This is a genomic window from Stutzerimonas stutzeri (assembly GCF_000219605.1).
GTDB lineage: Bacteria > Pseudomonadota > Gammaproteobacteria > Pseudomonadales > Pseudomonadaceae > Stutzerimonas > Stutzerimonas stutzeri.
Window position 1 is genome coordinate 2,936,764 of sequence record NC_015740.1, and the last position, 15,709, is coordinate 2,952,472.

Sequence of the window (15,709 nt, forward strand, 5' to 3'; positions counted from 1 at the left end):
TTACTAGTCGAACGACTCGGGCACCTGGCGGATCGGCGTGTCGCGATGGGCGGCACGTACGTACTGCGCCGGCCAGGCCACGGACCCGTCGCGCAGGTATTCGGCGGCATGCAGCGGCCAGTACGGGTCGCGCAGCAGTTCGCGGGCGAGCAGGATCAGGTCGGCCTGGCCGGTACGCAGGATGTGTTCGGCCTGCACCGCCTCGGTGATCATCCCGACCGTGCCGGTGGCGATACCCGCCTCCTTGCGCACGCGTTCGGCGAACTGCGTTTGGTAGCCCGGCCCGACCGGAATATCGGCGTTGGCCGCAGTGCCACCGGATGAGACGTCGATCAGGTCGACGCCGACATCCTTGAGCCGCCGTGCAAGCTCGACCGTTTCGTCTGCATTCCAGCCATCATCGACCCAGTCGGTCGCCGAGAGGCGGACGAACAGCGGCAACTCCTCGGGCCAGACCTGGCGCACCGCAGCGGTGACCTCCAGCAGCAGACGGATGCGATTGTCGAACGAGCCGCCATAGCGATCCTGACGCTGGTTGGAGAGCGGTGAAAGAAACTGATGCAGCAGGTAGCCATGGGCCGCATGCACTTCGGCGATCTTGAAACCGGCAGCCAATGAGCGCTCGGCCGCCTCGACGAACGCCTGCACGACCGCCGCGATACCGGCAGCGTCCAGCGCAGTGGGCACGGCATGCTCCGGCGAGAAGGCGATGGCGGACGGCCCCACCGGCGTCCAGCCGCCGGCAGCGATCGGCACGCTGCCATGCTTGCCGAGCCAGGGCCGCCAGGTGCTCGCCTTGCGCCCGGCATGGGCCAGCTGCACACCGGCGAATGCGCCCTGCGCCTCGATGAAGCGGGTGATCCGCCGCAATGGCTCGACATGCTCGTCGGACCAGATACCCAGGTCGTCCGGCGAAATACGCCCCTCAGGGCTGACCGCCGTCGCCTCGACGATCACCAGTCCGGCGCCACCGACGGCTCGACTGCCCAGATGCACCAGATGCCAGTCGTTTGCCATCCCCGCCTTCGCCGAGTACTGGCACATGGGCGATACGGCAATCCGGTTGGGCAGTTTGAGCTGGCGCAGGGTAAGCGGCTGGAAAAGCTGGGACATGTCGGCCTCTACTGTCGTGGATGCGGGTTGGACACCCATCAGTAGAGACCGTTTCCGCGCCCGTGCCCAGCCCGCGGCGGGCAGAGTCGCTCGTCAGGCGGCGCTGACCTGCACCGGCACACCGTTGAGCGCCGCGTTGCCGGAGACATCCAGCTGGCGCTCGTCGGTCAGGTCGTTGCTGCTGGCGCCCGGTTGCTGTCGCGCGATATCCAGCTGCACGCCCGGCCGCGCATGGCCCCAGCCGTGCGGCAGGCTGACCACGCCGGGCATCATCTCCTCGCTGGCCAGCGCCTCCACCTCGACCACGCCGACCCGCGAATGCACGCGCACCCGCTGGCCATCCTGCAGCGCCCGCGCCGCCATGTCGGTCGGGTGCATCAGCAACTGATGACGCGGCTTACCCTTCACCAGGCGCTGGTAGTTGTGCATCCAGGAGTTGTTGCTGCGTACATGGCGGCGGCCGATCAGCAACAGCTCGTCGGCACCCGCCTGGGGCTGCGCAGCGAAACGCTGCAGATCGTCCAGCATCAGCGCCGGCGCGGCCTGGATGCGCTTGTTCGGCGTTTTCAGGCGCCGCGCCAGATTCGGCTTGAGCGGCCCGAGATCCAGCCCGTGGGGATAATCCTCCAGCGCTGCCAGGCTCAGCTTGCGCTCGGACTTGTCGCCGTATGGCCCATGGCGCAGCGCCAGGTCCATCATCTGCTGCGGCGGCATGGTCGGCTTGAGCTCGACGCCCACCCGCCCGGCGTAGGCCTCGGCCAGGCCGATAAAGATTTCCCAGTCATGCAGCGCGCCCTCGGGCTTGGGCAGCACCGGCAGGTTGAAGCGGGTGACGTTGCGCACGGCGAGCAGATTGAATGTCGCGTCGTAATGGTCGTGCTCCAGCGGTGCGGTCGGCGGCAGGATCACATCGGCATAGCGGGTCGTCTCGTTGATGTAGAAGTCCACGCTGAGCATGAACTCTAGTCCATCCAGCGCCTGCTCCAGCTTGCGCCCGTTGGGTGTGGAAAGCACCGGGTTGCCAGCCACGGTGATCAGCGCACGCACCTGCCCCTCCCCAGGCTCGAGCATCTCTTCGGCCAATGCCGCTACCGGTAGTTCGCCGCCATATTCGGGCAGTTGCGACACCCGACTACGCCAGGCGTCAAAATGGCCGCCCTTGGTGGTCTCCACCAGATCCACCGCCGGCTCGGTGCACAGCGCGCCGCCGACCCGGTCCAGGTTGCCGGTGACCAGGTTGATCAGCTGCACCAGCCACTGGCAGAGCGTGCCGAAGGCCTGGGTCGAAACGCCCATGCGTCCGTAGCAGACCGCCCTGTCCGCCGCCGCGAAGTCCCGCGCCAACTGGCGGATCTGCTCGGCCGGAACACCGCAACGGGCGCTCATCGCCTCGGCGCTGAAGGCGGCGATCGCCGTGCGCACCTCCTCGATGCCGTCCAGCGGCAGTTCGCTGGCACGCGTCAGCCCTTCCTCGAACAGGGTGTTGAGCAGGCCGAACAACAGCGCCGCGTCCTGTCCGGGGCGCACGAACAAGTGCTGATCGGCGATCGCTGCAGTCTCGCTGCGCCGCGGGTCGACCACCACCAGTTTGCCGCCGCGGGCGCGGATCGCCTTCAGCCGCTTCTCTACATCGGGCACGGTCATGATGCTGCCATTGGAGGCCAGTGGGTTGCCGCCAAGGATCAGCATGAAATCGGTGTGATCGATATCCGGCACCGGCAGCAGCAGGCCATGGCCGTACATCAGGTGGCTGGTCAGGTGGTGCGGCAGCTGGTCGACCGAGGTCGCGGAGAAGCGGTTGCGCGTTTTCAGCAAGCCGAGGAAGTAATTGCTGTGGGTCGTCAGCCCGTAGTTGTGCACACTCGGGTTGCCTTGGTAGATCGCCACGGCATTACTACCGTGGCGCTCGCGGATCTCAGCCAGGCGCTCGGCGACCAGTTCGTAGGCCTCCTCCCAGCTGATGGCCTGCCACTCATCGCCGCAGCGGCGCATCGGGTGGCGCAGGCGATCAGGGTCGTTCTGGATGTCCTGCAGCGCCACTGCCTTCGGACAGATATGGCCGCGGCTGAAGCTGTCGAGGGGGTCGCCCTTGATCGAAAGGATGCGCTCGCCTTCGGTCTGGATGGTCAGGCCGCAGATGGCTTCGCACAGGTGACAGGCACGGTGATGGACGCTGATGTCGCTCATTTCGGGTTCCCGCATGGCGCTGTTGTTGTCCCGCCACTCTAGGCGCCGCGGCCGCAGGCAACAATCGAACGTTCCGCCGGGGAATGCCAGCCGATTCAGCCAGCCTATCGTCGGCCGGCATGCATCGGTCAGCGCGGGGCGATATGCGCCACCATCAGCTGCACGCTTTCCTGGCCGCGATACTCGTTGACGTCCAGTTTGTAGGCCAGCTCCGCCCAGCGCACCGTCGGGTTCGGCCAGATCTCGCGGTCGACGTTGAAGGCGATGCCGTCCAACGTCAGCGATCCGCATTCGCTCTTGAGCACAAGCTTGAGATGGCGCTCGCCGACGATACGTTGCTGCACCAGCTGGAACACGCCATGGAACATCGGCTCGGGAAAATGCTGGCCCCAGGGCCCGGCGTTGCGCAGCGCACGCGCCAGCTCCAGATGGAATTCCTCGACGCTGAGCTGGCCGTCGGTGAGTAGCCGACCGGTGAGATCCTCCTCGCACAGCTGGCGGCGCACTTCGGCATCGAAGGCCGCGGCGAAGGCGCCGAAGTTGGCTTGTGGCAGCGACAGCCCGGCCGCCATGGCGTGCCCGCCGAACTTGCTGATCAGGCCGGGATGCCTGGCGGCAACCGCATCCAGTGCATCGCGGATATGAAAGCCCGACACCGAGCGCGCCGACCCTTTGAGCAGCCCGTCGCCAGCATCGGCGAAGGCGATGGTCGGGCGGTGGTAGCGCTCCTTGAGGCGCGAGGCGAGGATGCCGATCACCCCCTGGTGCCAGTCCGGCTCGAACAGGCACAGGCCGAACGGCAGGTCCTCCAGGGGCAGATCCTTGAGCTGCGCCAGCGCCTCGCGTTGCATGCCCTGCTCGATGGCCTTGCGATCCTTGTTCAGTTCGTCGAGCTGGGTCGCCATGTCGCGCGCCAGCGCCTCGTCCTCGCAGAGCAGGCATTCGATGCCCAGCGACATGTCATCCAGCCGACCGGCCGCGTTCAATCGAGGGCCGAGGATGAAGCCAAGGTCAGTGGAGGTGATACGCCGATGATCGCGCCCGGCGACCTCGAGAATCGCCCGCAGCCCCGGCCGAGCCCGCCCAGCGCGAATTCGCGCCAGGCCCTGGTGGACCAGAATGCGGTTGTTGGCGTCCAGCGGCACCACGTCGGCGACACTGCCCAGCGCCACCAGATCGAGCAGCTCGGCCAGGTTCGGCTCGGGCCAGCCCTGACGGGCGAACCAGCCGAGGTCACGCAGCCGTGCGCGCAGGGCCAGCAGCACGTAGAAGATCACCCCGACACCCGCGATGCACTTGCTCGGGAAGGTACATTCCGGCTGGTTGGGATTGACGATGGCATCGGCCGCCGGCAGCTCGTGACCGGGCAGGTGATGGTCGGTGACCAGCACCCGCAACCCGGCCGCCTTGGCCGTCGCGACGCCATCGACGCTGGAGATGCCGTTGTCGACGGTCACCAGCAGGTCGGGTTCGCGCTGCAAGGCGACGGCAACGATTTCGGGCGTCAGCCCGTAGCCGTATTCGAAGCGATTGGGCACCAGATAATCGACATGCGCCGCCCCAAGCTGACGCAGGCCGAGCACGCCGACGCTGCTCGCGGTGGCGCCGTCGGCATCGAAGTCGCCGACGAACAGGATGCGCTGGCGCTTTTCCAGCGCCTCGACCAGCAGCTCGACCGCGGCATCGATGCCCTTGAGCTGCTTATAAGGAATCAACCGCGCCAACCCCTTGTCCAGTTCCTCCGCGCAAGTCACGCCACGGGCCGCGTAGAGGCGCTGCAGCAGCGGCGGCAGCTCGCCGAGGTTGGGCAGCTGCTCGGGCAGGGGGCGGGGTTCGATACGCATGGAATTCCGGGCTCGGTGAAGGTCGTTTACAGGGAGGTGGCGGCGCGAGCGGCCTGGTCGTACAGCCCGGACATGGCACGCAGCATGCCGGCCAGACGATGGATTTCATCGGGGTCGATGTTGAGGTTCTCGAACGAGGCGATCAGGCATTCGCGGCGGATGTCGGCGTACTCCTGACAGAGCGCGCGCCCCTTGTCAGTGGTGCGATAGAACATTTCCTTGCCCTGCTTGGCGCCTTCCACCAGACCCAGCTTGCCGAGCTTCTTCAAGGCATAGGTGACCGTGTGAGTATCTTCCACGTTGAGCAGCAGGCAGATATCCGCCTGTCGCTTGGCCCGCCCCCGGCTGGTGAGGTTGTGCAGCACCATGACGTCCAGTGCATTCATTTCCACCGTGCCGCAGGCCTGCATGCAGCGCTCCATCCAGCGCATCAGCGCGGCGCTGGCGACGATGATGCCGTACTCGAGCTCGGACAGCTCCTGGGACTGCTCGGCAAGATGCGCCGAGGCGACGATCGAGGATCGCAACGGACGGGAGCTTTTGGCGTCAACCATTCTGAGTTCCTGATTGAAGAAGCGGCAGTCGATCGTATCGAGGTGGGCGGCAAGGATACAGCAATGTCCGCGCGGTCACTTCGGAGGTCAACAGGAAAAATACGTTGATAATTTATCGATACTTTATCAGTGTATCGACTTCGACCGCCGCACCGGCCCATCTCGAAAGGAGCAGCCATCGTGAGTCGTCTGTTACTCAATTGCGACATAGGGGAAAGCTTCGGCGCCTGGACTATGGGCCTGGACGCCGAGGTGATGCCGTTTATCGACTGCGCCAATATCGCCTGTGGCTTCCATGCCTCCGATCCGCAGATCATGCGGCGCACCGTCGCGCTGGCGCGCCAGCACGACGTGCGCATCGGCGCGCACCCGGCCTATCCGGACCTGGTCGGCTTCGGTCGGCGCTCCATGGCCTGCAGCCCGGCCGAAGTGGAGAACATGCTGCTCTATCAGATCGGTGCGCTCGACGGCATCTGCCGCGCCGAAGGCACGCAGGTCCGCTACGTCAAACCCCACGGCGCGCTCTACAACGACATGATGCGCCAGCCACAGCTGCTGCGCGCGGTCATGACCGCCGTAAAGGCCTACAGTGCCAGCCTGCCGCTGATGCTCATGTCTACCCGCGACAACAGCGAAAGCCAGGCGATGGCGGCGGAAATCGGCATCACCCTGTGGTTCGAGGTGTTCGCCGACCGCGCCTACGACGCCGCCGGCATGCTGGTCTCGCGCAACCTGCCGGGTGCCGTGCACCACGATGCCGAAACGGTGGCCGACCAGGCCCTGCGCCTGGCCAAGGGGGAAGCATTGACCGCCAGCGATGGCAGCGCGCTGATCCTGCAGGCCGATACGCTCTGCGTGCATGGCGACAACGCCGGCTCCATCGCCGCTGTGCAGCGCATTCGTCACGCACTGCAGGCACTCCCCGCATGACGCCGCGGATCGAGGTGGTCGGCATCGATAGCCTGGTGCTGCGCCTGTTCGATCAGATCGACGAGGACAATATGCCGTGGATGCTGGCCGCCACTCAGCGTGTGCGGGATGCGTTCGGTGCTGCACTCATCGATCTGGTGCCCTCCTACACGACCCTGCTGGTGCAGTACGACCTGGCGCAACTGGACGATCACCAGGCCCGCCAGTATGTACGGCAGGCTCTCGATGGGCTGGAACCGGCAGGGGCCACGAGTGCCCGTCAGCACGACATACCGGTGTGGTACGACCCGAGCGTCGGCCCGGAACTGCAAGCGCTGGGCGAGCGCAGCGGCCTCGGTGTCGCGGGGGTCATCGAGCGACACAGCACGCACATCTATCAAGTCTTCGCCCTCGGCTTCGCGCCCGGCTTCGCCTTTCTCGGGCTGGTCGACGAGCGCCTCGCCAGCCCACGCCTGGCGACGCCGCGCAAGCAGGTGCCGGCCGGCAGTCTGGGCATCGCCGACCGCCAGACCGCCATCTATCCGCTGGTGTCACCGGGCGGCTGGAACCTGATCGGCCGCAGCCCGGTTCGCCTGTTCGACCGCGAACTGGACGGCTTCAGCCTCTGGCAACCCGGCGACCGCGTGCGCTTTGTGCCCATCGAGCGGGCCGAGTTCATCCGTCTCGGCGGCGACGACACGCCCTTCCAGGAGGCCTCCGCATGAGCCTGCTGATCGAACAGGCCGGGGCCCTGGCCACTCTGCAGGACGCCGGCCGCAGCGGCGTTCGCCACCTCGGCGTGACCCTGGGCGGTGCCGTTGACTGGCTGTCCCACGGCTGGGCCAACTGGCTGCTGGGCAACCCGCTGCAGGCCCCCACGGTGGAGATCACTCTCGGCAATTTCAGCCTGCGCGCTCAGACCGATGCCTGCCTCGCACTCTGCGGCGCCGATCTCGGCGCGACGCTCGATGGCGAGCCTCTCATGCCCGGGCGCGCCTTTCGCATCCGGGAAGGTCAGACACTGATCTTCAGTCAACCGCGCCAGGGTGTTCGTGCCTATCTCGCCGCACCCGGCGGTTTCAGCGCACCGGCCGTGCTGGGCAGCTGTGCCACGGTACGCCGTGAGCAGCTCGGTGGGCTGAACGGCGACGGCCAGCCCCTGGCCAAGGGCGACCTACTGCACTGGCGCGGCCACGCCACGACGATGCGCAACCTGCCCGAGCAGGCGCTGGTGCCGCTGCCCGGCGCCGGGCTATCGGTGGTACTGGGGGCGCAGATCGGCGATTTCACCGGGCAGAGCCTGTTCGATGCGTTCAACAGCGACTGGACCGTCGACCAGCGCGCCGACCGCATGGGTGTTCGCCTGCAGGGACCGACCCTGCGCTGCGCGCGCTCGGCCATGATCTCCGAAGGCGTTCCGCTGGGTGCTATTCAGGTTCCGGCGGACGGTCAGCCGATCATCCTGCTCAATGACCGCCAGACCATCGGCGGTTACCCGCGCCTTGGCGCACTCACGCCATTGGCAGTCGCGCAGCTGGCCCAATGCATGCCCGGCACCGTGTTGCGCCTGAAGCCGGTGGCGTTGGAACGCGCACAACGCGAGCAGCGGCGGCTGCTCGCCAGCTGGCAACGGACCACCACGGAGTGATGGATATGAACCTGACCGCCTACCGAGACCTGTCACCCGCCGCACTGCGCGAGCGGATTCGCCAGGGCGAATTCGACGGCCCGACCGCCGGACTGGCCAATGGCTATGCCCAGGCCAATCTCATGATCGTGCGGCGTGAGCTGGCCTACGACTTCCTGCTGTTCTGCCAGCGCAACCCCAAACCCTGCCCGCTGCTGGACGTCACCGACCCGGGGAGCTTCGAGCCACGGCACGCGGCGCCAGGCGCCGATATCCGCACGGACTTCCCGCGCTACCGCATCTACCGCAATGGCGAGCTCGATCAGGAGGTGCAGGACATCACGCCCTTCTGGGAGGACGACATGGTGGCCTTCCTCATCGGCTGCAGCTTCAGTTTCGAGGCTGCGCTGCTGGCCAACGGCGTGCCAGTCAGGCACATCGAGGACGGCCACAACGTCCCGATGTACCGCACCACCATCGCCTGCCAGCCCGCCGGCCGCCTGAGCGGGCCGATGGTGGTGAGCATGCGGCCGATGCCTGCGAACAAGGTGGTGCGCGCCGTGCAGGTCACATCGCGATTTCCCTCCGTGCATGGCGCCCCCGTGCATGTCGGCGACCCGCGACTGCTGGGCATCGCAGACCTGGCCAAACCGGATTTCGGTGAGCCATCCGAGCTACGCGAAGGTGAGGTCCCGGTGTTCTGGGCCTGTGGCGTGACGCCCCAGGCGGTGGCGATGCAGGCCCGGCCGGAGCTGGTCATCACCCACGCGCCAGGGCACATGTTCATCACCGACCTGCGCGACGAACAGCTGGGGGTGATCTGACCCGACACGGTTTTGCGCATCACCAAACAACAACAATCTTGCCGGGCACTCGCTGCACGGCTGCATTTCCCTACCTGCCCCAACGCCAAGAAAAAAGAAGGTATCCAATGCAACCTACGCAAGCCGAAAGAGCCACACCCTCCCAGCGCAACGTGCTTCGCGGCGCCATCTTCATCATGGCGACGTCGTCCATCGGGCCGGCCTTTCTGACCCAGACCTCGCTGTTCACCGAGAAATACCTGGCGAGCTTCGCCTTCGCCATTCTGGTCTCGCTGCTGATCGATATCGGCGCCCAGCTCAACATCTGGCGGATCATCACCGTCGCCAACCTGCGCGGCCAGGATGTCGCCAACCGGGTGATCCCCGGCGTCGGCCACCTGATCTCGGCCTTCATCGTGCTTGGCGGCATCGCCTTCAACATCGGCAACATCGGCGGTGCCGGGCTGGCCATGAACGTCATCTTCGGCATCCCGCCGGTGATCGGCTCGCTGATCGCCGCGGTGCTGATCATCGGCATCTTCCTGCTGCGCAATGCCAAGGGCGTAATGGATTCGGTGATGCAGGTGCTGGGTCTGGTGATGCTCTGCATGATCGGCTACGCCATGCTGCAGTCGAGCCCACCGCTGCTCGAGGCGGTCAATCGCAGCTTCAACCCGGACGATCCGCTGATCCTGTTGCTGCCAATCGTGACACTGGTGGGCGGTACCGTTGGCGGCTACATCTCGTTCTCCGGCGGGCACCGGTTGGTGGAAGCCGGCATCACTGGCGTCGAGAACGTCAGGCTGGTCACCCGAGCGGCGGTCACCGGCATCGCCACTACCGGCGTTGTGCGCATCTGCCTGTTCCTGGCCGCGCTCGGAGTCGTCAGCCAGGGGCTCAGCCTCGACCCGAGCAACCCTGCCGCTTCGGTGTTCTCCCACTCGATGGGCACGGTCGGCTACAAGATCTTCGGCGTGGTACTGCTGGCCGCCTCGGTGTCATCGGTGATCGGCGCCGCCTACACCAGCGTCACCTTCATGTACTCGTTGCACGACAGCATCCGCCGCCACAACCAGCGTATGGTGATCGGCTTCATCGCCTGCTCGACGCTCATCTACAGCCTGGTCGGACAGCCGGTGAAGGTGCTGGTGGTGGCGGGCACGCTGAATGCCCTGGTGCTGCCGCTGGCGCTGGGCTGCGTGCTGCTGGCGTCGCGCAAGCCGGCAATCGTCGGCGACCGCTATCGCCACCCGACCTGGATGCTGGTGTTCGGCCTGCTGGCGATGGTGGCCACGGCGGTCGGGGTGGTGATGTCGTTCAACGCCCTGCTGGAATTCTGGCAGTCCTGACCGCCACGTACGCGAGCGCGATCAGCGCTCGCCGAGCAGCCAGCCGAGCGATACCTCGAACTGGCCGCGTTCGTCGGTGATGAACAAGGTGCCGTCGCTGATCATCACGCCCCACTGCAGGCTACGCGGCAGGTCCTTGACCAGCGCGGCCAGCGCCTCGGAGTCGATGCTGGCGATGGACAGGTTCTTCAGCCCCTTCACCGCATCGATCACCTTGCTCTGCCAGACCCGCAGGTTGCCGTACGCCAGCAGGCTGACGCGCTCGGCACGTCGCGAACACCAGGTCAGACGCTCGGCATCCGGCTGGCCGACCTCGATCCAGTGGAGGATGCGGCCATCCAGGCTCTTCTCCCACAGTGCCGGCTCGTCCACATCGGACAACCCGCGGCCGAACGCCAACTGTTCGCTGTACCACAATGCATAGGAGATCAGACGCACACCCAGACGCTCCTCGGTTTCCGAGGGGTGCCTGGCTACCGTGAAGCGCAGGTTTTCATAGACGCCACGGTCCAGGTCCGTGAGATTCAACTCGACTTTGTAGGGTGTCGCTTGCAGGGCCATGAGGCGGGCTTCTTGGTCGGAAAAAAGGCAGGCAGTCTAACTCAAAGCCCGAACCCGGGCGCACCGCGGGTAAGCGCTGCGCCGTCCTGGGCCTCGGCGTCACCATTCGCCAGGCGAGTGCAGTTGCGCCCGGCCGCCTTGGCGGCATAGAGCGCCCGGTCCGCCTGCGACATCAGCTCGTCGAGTTCGTAGCGGGAGGTGGTGGTCGCCACGCCGATGCTGACACTCAGCTGCCCCTGCTCGGCGAAGGGCATGGCGGCGAACTCGCCGCGAATACGCTCGGCTACCTCGCGGCCGACAAGCGCATCGGCATCGGCCAGCAGACAGGCGAATTCCTCTCCGCCGATCCGCCCGAACACGTCCTGACGTCGCATTCGCCGGGCAATCACCTGGCCGAAGTCGATCAGCGCACGATCGCCGGCCTGATGACCGAAGGTGTCGTTGAGCCGCTTGAAGAAGTCCAGATCGCAGAGCAGCAGCGTCACCGGCTCGCCGCGCGCACGACAGCGCTGCAGCAGGGCCTGCCCGGCATCGATGAAAGAGCGTCGGTTGCCGATGCCGGTGAGCGGATCACTGAGCGAGGCGTGCCGATACTGCTGCTCGGCACGCTCGCGAACCATCGCCAGGGTGACGAAGGAAATGCCGATGGCATAGAGCAACGTCTCGAAGATCACGAAGGCAGAGAAGCTCACCTGATCGGCGTCACCGAACGGCTGACCGCGGTCGACCACCATGCGCAGCAGATAGAACGATACGTGAAGCAGCATCAGGCCCATGGCCGGCCGCAGCGAAACCGATAGGCGCTGCCGGCTGCGCCAGAGCTCGGACATCGCAAGCAGGGTGTAGACGACCGTCAGCGCCGAAGCCAGCAATAGCCGCGCGGTCAGGGATGAATAAAACGCAGGCACCAGGCACAGCCCGCCCCATAGCAGCGCCCCGGCCAATATTCCGGGCAGGTGCGGCGGTCGACCGACGAACGTGCGCATCGCCGTCCAGTTCATGGCCAGCGCGAGCTGGAGGGCGATGTTGCCGAGCACGATCGGCACCACGTCGATCCCCATTCCGCGCAGACAGCCGAGCACGGTCGAAACCGTCCCGAACAGCAGCATCAGGCAGGTGAAGCCCAGCGTCGCATCACGCTGCCCGCTGCGCCAGGCGAAGAACATCAGCACGCCAAGCAGGAGCAGCACATATATATCCACCAGCGTCAGGGTGGGAACGCTCAGATGCACAGCGCGGCTCCGTAGGGACGGCCTTGTCCCGCGTCAGGCGCGGGCAACAGGCAGGTTCAGAAAGGCAGGCAGTTTACGCCCCCGCCCTACGCGGAGCCAGCTGACGCCGACGGACGCCGGCCCTGGCAGGGCATGGCAATCGCGGCGGCGGCACATTGTTCGAGTGCCTGTCATCGGCCAGCCGACGAACGATCTTTGACAATTATTCTCATTCTGATTAGCATCACTCCCGTCAACGAATTCAACGGGTAGTGCTCTATGTACGTCTGTCTTTGCCAGGGTGTCACCGACGGCCAGATTCGCGATGCCATCTACGAGGGCTGCTGCAGCTATCGTGAGGTTCGCGAAGCGACCGGCGTCGCCACCCGGTGCGGCAAATGCGCATGCGTCGCCAAGCAGGTCGTTCGCGAAACGCTCAGCGACGTGCAGAACGCCCAGGCGGCCCTGGCCTACCCCGCGAGCTTTGTTCAGGCTTGACAGACTGAAGCCTTGAAGGCCGGGCCCTGCCCGGCTTTTTTTTGCCTGCAAATCAGCCAGTTGCCACACCAGGATGCAGAACGCAACCATTCTCACTAGATTTAGGCTTTTGCATTCAAGGACTTAGGTTTGACAGCTCGCCCGACGCTGGCCAGACTGCATCAATCACCACCGTTCCAGGCAGGCTAACTTCATGAAAGGCGACAAGCTGGTCATTCAGCATCTCAACAAGATCCTCGGCAACGAGCTGGTAGCCATCAACCAGTATTTCCTCCATGCGCGCATGTATGAAGACTGGGGTCTCGGCAAGCTCGGCAAGCACGAGTACGACGAATCCATCGACGAGATGAAGCATGCCGACAAGCTGATCAAGCGCATCCTCTTCCTGGAAGGCCTGCCGAACCTGCAGGATCTCGGCAAGCTGCTGATCGGCGAGAATACCCGCGAAATGCTTGAGTGCGACCTCAAGCTGGAACAGGGTGGCGTACAGGACCTGAAGGTGGCCATTGCCTACTGCGAGAGCGTCGGCGACTACGGCAGCCGCGAGCTGCTGGAAGACATCCTCGAGTCCGAGGAAGAGCACATCGACTGGCTGGAAACGCAGCTGGGCCTGATCGACAAGGTGGGCCTGGAGAACTACCTGCAGTCGCAGATGGACGACTGATCCGTCGGAAACCGACGCAAAGCAAAACGCCCCGATCAGATCGGGGCGTTTTCGTTTCCAGCGGTTCCGTTTATTGCTGCTCGGCGGCCTCGGCAGGCTGCTCGGCTTCGTCGCCCTTGATATCCAGCAGCTCGAGATCGAACACCAGCACCGAATTCGCCGGAATCAGCGGGCTCGGGCTCTGCTCGCCGTAAGCCAGCTCGCTCGGGATGTACAGCTTGAACTTTTCACCGACGTGCATCAGCTGCAGGCCTTCGACCCAGCCAGGAATCACGCCGCCAACCGGCAGATCGATCGGACTGCCGCGCTTGATCGAACTGTCGAAGACGGTGCCATCGGTCAGACTGCCTTCGTAGTGAACGGTCACCACGTCGTTCTCGGTCGGCTGACGACCTTCGGCCGACTTGACGACTTCGTACTGCAGGCCGGACTCGGTGGTTTTCACGCCTTCGCGCTTGGCGTTCTCCTCGAGGAACTTCTTGCCCGCCTCGACCGCCTTGGCATTCATCTCGGCCATGCGTTCTTCAGCGCGGGTCTGCAGGAAGGTGAAGGCCTCCATCAGCTGCTCGTCGGTCAGCTTCTGCTCCTTGTTACCGATGGCATCTTCGATGCCCTGCGCCACAGCCTTGGAATCGAGATCATCCATGCCCTCCTGCGCAAGGCTCTTGCCCATGTTCAGGCCGATGCCGTAGGACGCCTTCTGCGCCGGAGTGTCCAGTTTGACACTGGTCTGCGAGTCGCAGCCGGCCAGTACCAGGCCGACCAGGGCAATCGCAGGTGCCAAACGTTGATGTCTCAGTCTCATGCTGTTTCCTTAATTACGCAGTTGGGACTTACCGAAAGCGGATGGCCGAGCTTAGCAGCGCATCCAGGCACTGGCTACCGCGCCTCCCGGCTAGGATCGTAAAGAGATGGCAAAGAAAGGAAGCGCGTAGCATTTTGCCGCAGGGGGGCATGAACAGGGACGGCGTGGCATCCCGGAAAAGCAGGCAAAAAAAAACGGCCTATAAGGCCGTTTTCTTCGATGCTTCAGGGCGTTCAGTGTTCCCGTGAAGCTAATATGGCGCAGCGGACGGGACTCGAACCCGCGACCCCCGGCGTGACAGGCCGGTATTCTAACCGACTGAACTACCGCTGCGCTAAACCTCGAGTGGTGGGTGATGACGGGATCGAACCGCCGACCCTCTGCTTGTAAGGCAGATGCTCTCCCAGCTGAGCTAATCACCCGTTTGCTCTCGAAGTGGGGCGCATTCTAGAGAGGGTTCCGAACCTTGGCAACCCCCTTTTGAAAAAAAATTTGCAGAAGTTCCAAGGACTTAGGAAAACCCTGGTTTGCCAGCCATTTTATCCGGCCCGCTGCGCATTAACTTGCTTCAGGGTTGGCCTCAGCCAGCCAGGCAGGAATAATGCGCTCCTTTGTTTCCCCGGAGATCTACCCCGCCATGTGGTTTCGCAATCTGCTCGTATACCGTCTCACCCAGAACGTCGCTCTAGATGCCGAGACTCTCGAAGCTGCACTGGCCGCCAAACCCGCCCGCCCCTGCGCCAGCCAGGAACTGAGCACCTATGGTTTCGTCGCGCCGTTCGGCAAGGGTGAAGACGCCCCGCTGGTGCACGCCAGCCAGGGCTTTCTGCTGATCGCCACGCGCAAGGAAGAACGTATCCTGCCCGGCAGCGTGGTCAAGGATGCAGTGAAGGAGAAGGTCGACGAAATCGAGGCCGAGCAGATGCGCAAGGTCTACAAGAAGGAACGCGACCAGATCAAGGACGAGATCATCCAGGCCTTCCTTCCGCGTGCCTTCATCCGCAAGTCCGGCACCTTCGCCGCGATCGATGCCGAGCGCGGTCTGATCCTGGTCAACTCGGCCAGCCCGAAGAAGGCCGAAGACCTGCTGTCCACCCTGCGTGAAGCGATCGGCTCGCTGCCGGTGCGCCCGCTGACGGTGAAGATCGCGCCCAGCGCCACGCTTACCGACTGGGTGAAGACTCAGAAGGCGGCGGACGACTTCTTCGTGCTGGACGAATGCGAACTGCGTGACACCCACGAAGACGGCGGTGTGGTGCGCTGCAAGCGCCAGGACCTGACCAGCGACGAGATACAGCAGCATATGGAAGCCGGCAAGCAGGTCACCCAGCTGTCCCTGGCATGGCAGGACAAGCTGTCCTTCGTACTGGACGACAAGCTGATCATCAAGCGCCTGCGCTTCGAGGAACTGCTGCAGGACCAGGCCGAACAGGACGGTGGTGACGACGCGCTCGCCCAGCAGGACGCCAGTTTCCTGCTGATGATGATGACCTTCCGCGAGTTCCTGCCGGCGCTGTTCGAGGCCTTCGGCGGCGAAGAGGTTCCGCAGGGCATCTGACCGCACGGGGCGCCGCGCGGCGCCCC

General features: G+C 64.8%; 15 protein-coding genes and 2 tRNA genes. 8 read left to right on the top strand and 9 right to left on the bottom strand.

The window, feature by feature from the left end:
• Positions 1-3 precede the first annotated feature (3 nt).
• The 4 genes from PSTAB_RS13605 to PSTAB_RS13620 form a co-directional block, all read right to left on the bottom strand.
• Positions 4-1,113, bottom strand: coding sequence for an NADH:flavin oxidoreductase/NADH oxidase (locus PSTAB_RS13605; protein WP_013983362.1), 1,110 nt, complete (start codon positions 1,111-1,113; stop codon positions 4-6).
• Positions 1,114-1,206: 93 nt separating this feature from the next.
• Entirely contained in the window at positions 1,207-3,300 is a 2,094-nt protein-coding gene (locus tag PSTAB_RS13610) for a molybdopterin oxidoreductase family protein (RefSeq protein ID WP_013983363.1), read from the bottom strand.
• 128 nt (positions 3,301-3,428) lie between these two features.
• Positions 3,429-5,144 (bottom strand): single-stranded-DNA-specific exonuclease RecJ, encoded by a 1,716-nt coding sequence (gene recJ, locus PSTAB_RS13615; RefSeq protein ID WP_013983364.1) that lies wholly within the window; start codon positions 5,142-5,144, stop codon positions 3,429-3,431.
• A gap of 26 nt (positions 5,145-5,170) precedes the next feature.
• A complete protein-coding gene (locus PSTAB_RS13620) occupies positions 5,171-5,698 on the bottom strand; it encodes a winged helix DNA-binding protein (RefSeq protein WP_013983365.1) in 528 nt (175 codons plus the stop codon).
• A 180-nt stretch (positions 5,699-5,878) separates the two neighbouring features.
• Between PSTAB_RS13620 and PSTAB_RS13625 the strand changes: the two genes are divergently transcribed.
• The 5 genes from PSTAB_RS13625 to PSTAB_RS13645 all read left to right on the top strand — a co-directional run bounded on the left by PSTAB_RS13625 (position 5,879) and on the right by PSTAB_RS13645 (position 10,386).
• Positions 5,879-6,628, top strand: coding sequence for a 5-oxoprolinase subunit PxpA (locus tag PSTAB_RS13625; RefSeq protein ID WP_013983366.1), 750 nt, complete (start codon positions 5,879-5,881; stop codon positions 6,626-6,628).
• Positions 6,625-7,332, top strand: coding sequence for a 5-oxoprolinase subunit PxpB (pxpB, locus tag PSTAB_RS13630; RefSeq protein ID WP_013983367.1), 708 nt, complete (start codon positions 6,625-6,627; stop codon positions 7,330-7,332). The genes PSTAB_RS13625 and pxpB overlap by 4 nt, the downstream gene beginning before the upstream one ends.
• Positions 7,329-8,255, top strand: a complete 927-nt coding sequence (locus PSTAB_RS13635) for a 5-oxoprolinase subunit C family protein (protein ID WP_013983368.1) — start codon at positions 7,329-7,331, stop codon at positions 8,253-8,255. The genes pxpB and PSTAB_RS13635 overlap by 4 nt, the downstream gene beginning before the upstream one ends.
• Positions 8,256-8,260: 5 nt before the next feature.
• Entirely contained in the window at positions 8,261-9,058 is a 798-nt protein-coding gene (locus PSTAB_RS13640; RefSeq protein WP_013983369.1) for a putative hydro-lyase, read from the top strand.
• A gap of 107 nt (positions 9,059-9,165) precedes the next feature.
• Positions 9,166-10,386, top strand: coding sequence for an NRAMP family divalent metal transporter (locus tag PSTAB_RS13645; RefSeq protein ID WP_013983370.1), 1,221 nt, complete (start codon positions 9,166-9,168; stop codon positions 10,384-10,386).
• 21 nt (positions 10,387-10,407) lie between these two features.
• On the opposite strand, the gene PSTAB_RS13650 is transcribed toward PSTAB_RS13645, so the two are convergent.
• Positions 10,408-10,947, bottom strand: coding sequence for a YaeQ family protein (locus PSTAB_RS13650; protein WP_013983371.1), 540 nt, complete (start codon positions 10,945-10,947; stop codon positions 10,408-10,410).
• Positions 10,948-10,988: 41 nt separating this feature from the next.
• Positions 10,989-12,179 (bottom strand): GGDEF domain-containing protein, encoded by a 1,191-nt coding sequence (locus tag PSTAB_RS13655; RefSeq protein ID WP_013983372.1) that lies wholly within the window; start codon positions 12,177-12,179, stop codon positions 10,989-10,991.
• Positions 12,180-12,437: 258 nt separating this feature from the next.
• Between PSTAB_RS13655 and PSTAB_RS13660 the strand changes: the two genes are divergently transcribed.
• Together PSTAB_RS13660 and bfr are read left to right on the top strand one after the other, a co-directional pair.
• Positions 12,438-12,656, top strand: coding sequence for a bacterioferritin-associated ferredoxin (locus PSTAB_RS13660; RefSeq protein ID WP_013983373.1), 219 nt, complete (start codon positions 12,438-12,440; stop codon positions 12,654-12,656).
• 193 nt (positions 12,657-12,849) lie between these two features.
• A complete protein-coding gene (bfr, locus tag PSTAB_RS13665; protein WP_011913876.1) occupies positions 12,850-13,320 on the top strand; it encodes a bacterioferritin in 471 nt (156 codons plus the stop codon).
• 70 nt (positions 13,321-13,390) lie between these two features.
• On the opposite strand, the gene PSTAB_RS13670 is transcribed toward bfr, so the two are convergent.
• The 3 genes from PSTAB_RS13670 to PSTAB_RS13680 form a co-directional block, all read right to left on the bottom strand.
• Positions 13,391-14,125 carry an FKBP-type peptidyl-prolyl cis-trans isomerase gene (locus tag PSTAB_RS13670; RefSeq protein WP_011913877.1) on the bottom strand — a complete coding sequence of 245 codons (735 nt, stop codon included), beginning with the start codon at positions 14,123-14,125 and terminating at the stop codon, positions 13,391-13,393.
• Between the two features lie 256 nt (positions 14,126-14,381).
• Positions 14,382-14,458, bottom strand: a tRNA-Asp gene (locus tag PSTAB_RS13675).
• Between the two features lie 13 nt (positions 14,459-14,471).
• A tRNA-Val gene (locus PSTAB_RS13680) sits at positions 14,472-14,547 on the bottom strand.
• Positions 14,548-14,762: 215 nt separating this feature from the next.
• Here PSTAB_RS13680 and rdgC point away from each other — a divergent pair.
• Positions 14,763-15,683 (top strand): recombination-associated protein RdgC, encoded by a 921-nt coding sequence (gene rdgC / locus PSTAB_RS13685; protein WP_013983374.1) that lies wholly within the window; start codon positions 14,763-14,765, stop codon positions 15,681-15,683.
• Positions 15,684-15,709: the final 26 nt, after the last annotated feature.

What these genes read in the sequence shown, in the direction of transcription:
- pxpB (WP_013983367.1), top strand. Translation starts at nt 6,625, where the DNA reads ATGACGCCGCGGATCGAGGTGGTCGGCATCGATAGCCTGGTGCTGCGC.
- PSTAB_RS13620 (WP_013983365.1), bottom strand. Translation starts at nt 5,698, where the DNA reads ATGGTTGACGCCAAAAGCTCCCGTCCGTTGCGATCCTCGATCGTCGCC.
- PSTAB_RS13640 (WP_013983369.1), top strand. Translation starts at nt 8,261, where the DNA reads ATGAACCTGACCGCCTACCGAGACCTGTCACCCGCCGCACTGCGCGAG.
- PSTAB_RS13650 (WP_013983371.1), bottom strand. Translation starts at nt 10,947, where the DNA reads ATGGCCCTGCAAGCGACACCCTACAAAGTCGAGTTGAATCTCACGGAC.
- PSTAB_RS13660 (WP_013983373.1), top strand. Translation starts at nt 12,438, where the DNA reads ATGTACGTCTGTCTTTGCCAGGGTGTCACCGACGGCCAGATTCGCGAT.
- PSTAB_RS13635 (WP_013983368.1), top strand. Translation starts at nt 7,329, where the DNA reads ATGAGCCTGCTGATCGAACAGGCCGGGGCCCTGGCCACTCTGCAGGAC.
- PSTAB_RS13605 (WP_013983362.1), bottom strand. Translation starts at nt 1,113, where the DNA reads ATGTCCCAGCTTTTCCAGCCGCTTACCCTGCGCCAGCTCAAACTGCCC.
- bfr (WP_011913876.1), top strand. Translation starts at nt 12,850, where the DNA reads ATGAAAGGCGACAAGCTGGTCATTCAGCATCTCAACAAGATCCTCGGC.
- rdgC (WP_013983374.1), top strand. Translation starts at nt 14,763, where the DNA reads ATGTGGTTTCGCAATCTGCTCGTATACCGTCTCACCCAGAACGTCGCT.
- recJ (WP_013983364.1), bottom strand. Translation starts at nt 5,144, where the DNA reads ATGCGTATCGAACCCCGCCCCCTGCCCGAGCAGCTGCCCAACCTCGGC.
- PSTAB_RS13645 (WP_013983370.1), top strand. Translation starts at nt 9,166, where the DNA reads ATGCAACCTACGCAAGCCGAAAGAGCCACACCCTCCCAGCGCAACGTG.
- PSTAB_RS13670 (WP_011913877.1), bottom strand. Translation starts at nt 14,125, where the DNA reads ATGAGACTGAGACATCAACGTTTGGCACCTGCGATTGCCCTGGTCGGC.
- PSTAB_RS13610 (WP_013983363.1), bottom strand. Translation starts at nt 3,300, where the DNA reads ATGAGCGACATCAGCGTCCATCACCGTGCCTGTCACCTGTGCGAAGCC.